We start from the raw sequence: 4,032 nt of genomic DNA, 5'->3' as shown, positions 1-4,032 counted from the left end.
AGCGATGCTTTAGAATTTTTTGTAGAAGAAGATGCGATTGTTCTACAAAAATATACACCTCATGGTACTTGTCCTATCACAGGAGAAATATCTTCAAGGAATGTAAAACTAGTAGGTGGAAAGCTGACGTTGAGTCCAGAAGGTGTAAAACAACTGCTAGCTGAACTAGAACCATACAAAGTAACTGTATGAGAAGAATAGGGGGAGAATTCATTGGAAACGAAATTACAATCATTTCAAAAGGATAGAGGTAAGAACATACTATTTTCACAGGAACACTTATTACAAGAAGCGTTTCAAAAGAAGAAGGATATCACGTTAATCCTGTTAAAAGGACTACATATAAAAGGGATAATAAGAGGATATGATACTTTTTCTATTTTAATAGAATATGAGGGGAAACAACAGCTTGTATATAAACATGCAATCTCCACGATTCGATTCTAAAGCCCACGGACAGGACGTTCACACATTTGCCGGTACCTGACCTCCCTTAGAAAAATAACTAAGGGTATAACTTTTATGTTATAATTTAATACTCAGCCAATATTTATACTATACAACGACGTCTAAAATAGTAACTGAAAAACCCAGCCCTATTCTATATAGATATGGGTTTTTCTACTTCTAGTTTATCATATAAAACCCAACATGAAGCGGAGAGAATGGTACTATGTATCCTAAGTTTTTTGATAAAATGGCCTTTTCAAAAGAGCATAAAGATTTATTAATTCAGTTGTATAATAAAGAAATTACAAGAAATGAGTATAATCGTGTATTAAACAATCTATATGAGACAAAGCCTAAGGTAAATGAAAATAAGAACCAAGATAAAGTGCTGGGTTCTGCTGCAAAGTTTTTTTAACAGATAAAAACCTGGTATGATTACAGTTTACTCTTTTTTCATAAATATTACTCCGATTTGAAATATGAAAGTAAGACTTCTAAAATGTTAGGTCTTAGAAGTCTTAGATTTTCCATATATGGGTCTTGCAATATTATCTTTCTTGTCCTTCTGTTTGATTCGCTTGGAATTCCATTTTCATCGCAATACTATCTCCCTGAAATATATTCTGATCCATATTATTATCTTCGAAGATAAACTTTATCCAGAACCAATCCATCTTACCGGCCTTTAATCCACCCGTCTCTGCCCATTTTGCAAGGAATACTTTATGAGACGTGACTTCCGGATTTTGTGATTTTAATTCTGCAAGAGTTGTTTCGTATACAGGACTTTTAGCTGGATCCCAATCCCAAAGAAATTGTACTTTAATATGTTTACCGAAATCGTCTTCCTGATTATCTCGTTTTAAATCGTTCACGGTATAATCCACTTTCATTAGAACATCTTTAATATCTAACGTACCACTATTTTTTAAATTGAATTTCTTTAAAATTTTATCCCCAGGTTTTAAATTATCTAAATTGAGAGAAGTGGTAGGCTGCATAGCAAGATCTAATGTCCCCGCGGCTAATGTGTTATTCGTCACAACTTGATCACTAAAATACGCATATGTCCCCCCACCAATTAAAGATAAACCAATAGCGGCTGAAACCACTCCCATACCTAATTTCTTTTTCAAAGACATGTTTTATTCCTCCCTATAGTATTTTTCCCTATTAAATCAAAAACCTTTCCCCATACAGGTGTAACATAAATTTGAATTTTTTTATTGATTATAAGATACACCTATATTGAAAAAATCACAGGAATATTCTTTATGTATTAGGATCGCGTGTCCGTCGACATAAGAAACTTTATTTCCCCAATTATCCAAAAATCTTATTCTTTCTAAATAAGTTAAATAGAAAGAGCGAAGAAGTAACCGATAAAAAGGAGACTAAAAAAATATTTCGTAGTCTCCTTTTTGATTTTACTTATTGAACCATAGCAGATACGATTACAGTAAATTCAGAGGTAGCATTCTTAGGGTTAGCAATATAAAGAGATCTTTTTGATATAACACTTGTCCGATTGCCACTTAATACACCAGAGAAATGAGTAGGGTCCGTTGCAGCGGACTTATCTTCCATTACATTAAAGCTAATAAAGTCCGGATCTCCGCCTCCTATAACCTCCCATTTCAAATATTTTGTTCCTGCAGGAAGATTCTCAGTACTAAAGTTGCCACTTGAACGATTTTTCTGTCCTGGTTGTGGCTCTTTACCTGATCTTACTCTTGCAATCTCTACTGTCGCTTTTGTTTCCATATCCATTCCCCATTTCATAATAATTGTATATTTTAGTTAGGTTACTACAGTAACCTAACTAAAATATACAATTTGTAGAAAAAAATGGGTATTGAGAAATATTGCGGCGTCTTTATTCATAAATTAAAGCATATATGTTTATTCCAACTAATGATGTAGCATTCCGAACATTATCAATGTAGAGTTCTTTATTTTGTACTACTTCAGTTCGATTTTCGTGTAAAACATCACTAAAAATAAGGTCATCTATGTCCCAGAACTTATCTTCCATTACGTCAAAAAGAATATCATCTAAATCATCGCTACCTGCTAATTCCCATTTCAAAAAACTCGTGCCTTCGGGTAAAGTTGCAGTACTAAATAACTGACCTGGATATATAGTTGCTACCAATTGCCTCTTTTTTTATCTTCATGTTCATTAGCCCCTTTTCCAATAAGCATCATTTACTAAAATATATATTTTTTAGAGGTATTTAGGTATTGATAAAATCTACAGAATACTTATTATTGGTGAATGCGAAAACATAAAGATAGTCTAAAAAAATTACTTTATTAGGTTGAGATTTTTTAACCGTTTAAAAAGGTATACCTTTACAAACTAACGGGCCCTATCTATGAAACGTTGGAATATCAAGTTTATAAAGGTGATTCGAATCATTTTATAAACGTTTATTTTTAATGAATACCTTTATAAACAAAAATGGTATAATTGTGGTAACAAATGTAAGGAGAATACAAAACATGGCAAATATTTATGGATATATACGTGTAAGTACAAAAGATCAAAATGAACAACGTCAGTTACATAAGATGATGGAACGAGGAGTGGAAGCTCGACGCATTTTTGTCGATAAAGCAAGTGGACGACATTTTGATCGTCCTCAATATCAATTATTACGAAAGATATTAAGTACAGGTGATATTGTTTACATAGATGCCTTAGATCGTATGGGCCGCAATTATGATGAGGTAATTTCAGAATGGAAGTATATAACAAGAGAATTACAAGCGGATATCGTAGTTTTAGAAAATGAAACCTTGTTTGATAGTCGGAAATTTCGTGAGATGGGTGATATGGGCCGATTAATGGAAGATCAATTTTTATCTTTGCTTTCCTATGTAGCGGATCAAGAGCGAAAAAAAATTCGACAGCGGCAAGCTGAAGGAATTGCCTTAGCTAAATCTCAAGGAAGACATTTAGGTCGCCCACAATTTAACCTCTCAAAATTAAGTTCCAAACAACTTCTTATAATAGAAGAAACTTATCCGAAGTGGAAAAATAGAGAAGTAAGCGGGGTTAAATTAATGGAACTATTGGGACTAAAGAAAAATACATTTTATAAAATAATAAAAGAATATGAAAGCAAACTAGACCAGCTATAGACTGGTCCTCTTTTATTAATAAATTGTTAAAACTTATTCAGTTGTTCACAGATACAAGCCCATATTTAACAGACTAATGTTTTAAATTTAGAAGGAAAGAGAGGGAATATATAAAATATTTTCAAAAAACATACAATCTATAAAGATAAATAGTAGATTTTTTTAATATAAAGATGTATAATATTAATGAATTCAGTTATTATTCTGAATTCATTAATTTTTAAAAATGGAGGCGTTATCATGGAATTAAAATCAATGAAATTAGAAGTGCTTACTGAAAAGGAAGCTGAAAAAATTGATGGTGGAAAAAAAGGTAGCTGGAGCAATGATTGGAAAGATGGATCAGTAGGCTATGGTGCGGGCTGTGCCCTTGCTAGTTGGCTTTACAATAAAAAGCTTTGTCAAGGAGATTTCTAATAAAAAAGAGAGCTATAA

At 32.4% G+C, this 4,032-nt stretch carries 8 protein-coding genes; 5 read left to right on the top strand and 3 right to left on the bottom strand.

The genetic code is table 11. The features are described 5' to 3' along the window. The 3 genes from ACQGS6_RS24000 to ACQGS6_RS23990 form a co-directional block, all read left to right on the top strand. Positions 1–192 (top strand): AbrB family transcriptional regulator (locus tag ACQGS6_RS24000; protein ID WP_426965711.1); only part of this gene is annotated, 192 nt, incomplete at its 5' end. A gap of 21 nt (positions 193–213) precedes the next feature. Continuing rightward, positions 214–447, top strand: a complete 234-nt coding sequence (gene hfq / locus ACQGS6_RS23995) for an RNA chaperone Hfq (RefSeq protein ID WP_000448532.1) — start codon at positions 214–216, stop codon at positions 445–447. 226 nt (positions 448–673) lie between these two features. Further along, the gene (locus tag ACQGS6_RS23990; protein WP_000283267.1) at positions 674–865 is read left to right on the top strand and encodes a hypothetical protein; all 192 of its coding nucleotides are present in this window, start codon (positions 674–676) and stop codon (positions 863–865) included. A 133-nt stretch (positions 866–998) separates the two neighbouring features. Here the strand turns inward: ACQGS6_RS23990 and ACQGS6_RS23985 are convergent, their stop codons facing one another. The 3 genes from ACQGS6_RS23985 to ACQGS6_RS23975 form a co-directional block, all read right to left on the bottom strand. Then, on the bottom strand, positions 999–1,592 hold the full coding sequence (locus tag ACQGS6_RS23985) for a TasA family protein (RefSeq protein WP_000053742.1): 594 nt from the start codon (positions 1,590–1,592) through the stop codon (positions 999–1,001). Between the two features lie 289 nt (positions 1,593–1,881). Further along, entirely contained in the window at positions 1,882–2,214 is a 333-nt protein-coding gene (locus tag ACQGS6_RS23980; RefSeq protein ID WP_000448097.1) for a hypothetical protein, read from the bottom strand. 112 nt (positions 2,215–2,326) lie between these two features. Next, positions 2,327–2,605: a hypothetical protein gene (locus ACQGS6_RS23975; RefSeq protein WP_426965710.1), complete on the bottom strand. Its 279-nt coding sequence runs from the start codon at positions 2,603–2,605 to the stop codon at positions 2,327–2,329. Between the two features lie 320 nt (positions 2,606–2,925). On the opposite strand from ACQGS6_RS23975, the gene ACQGS6_RS23970 reads away from it, so the two are divergent. Both ACQGS6_RS23970 and ACQGS6_RS23965 read left to right on the top strand, forming a co-directional pair. Beyond that, complete coding sequence (locus ACQGS6_RS23970; RefSeq protein ID WP_426965712.1) at positions 2,926–3,597, top strand: recombinase family protein; 672 nt, start codon at positions 2,926–2,928, stop codon at positions 3,595–3,597. 240 nt (positions 3,598–3,837) lie between these two features. Then, positions 3,838–4,014: a hypothetical protein gene (locus tag ACQGS6_RS23965; protein WP_154696205.1), complete on the top strand. Its 177-nt coding sequence runs from the start codon at positions 3,838–3,840 to the stop codon at positions 4,012–4,014. Positions 4,015–4,032 lie beyond the last annotated feature (18 nt).

The organism is Bacillus sp. GMs2/2 (genome assembly GCF_050172095.1).
GTDB lineage: Bacteria > Bacillota > Bacilli > Bacillales > Bacillaceae_G > Bacillus_A > Bacillus_A cereus.
The sequence above is the reverse complement of the archived record's forward strand: the minus strand, read 5'-3'. Positions and strand labels throughout refer to the sequence as shown.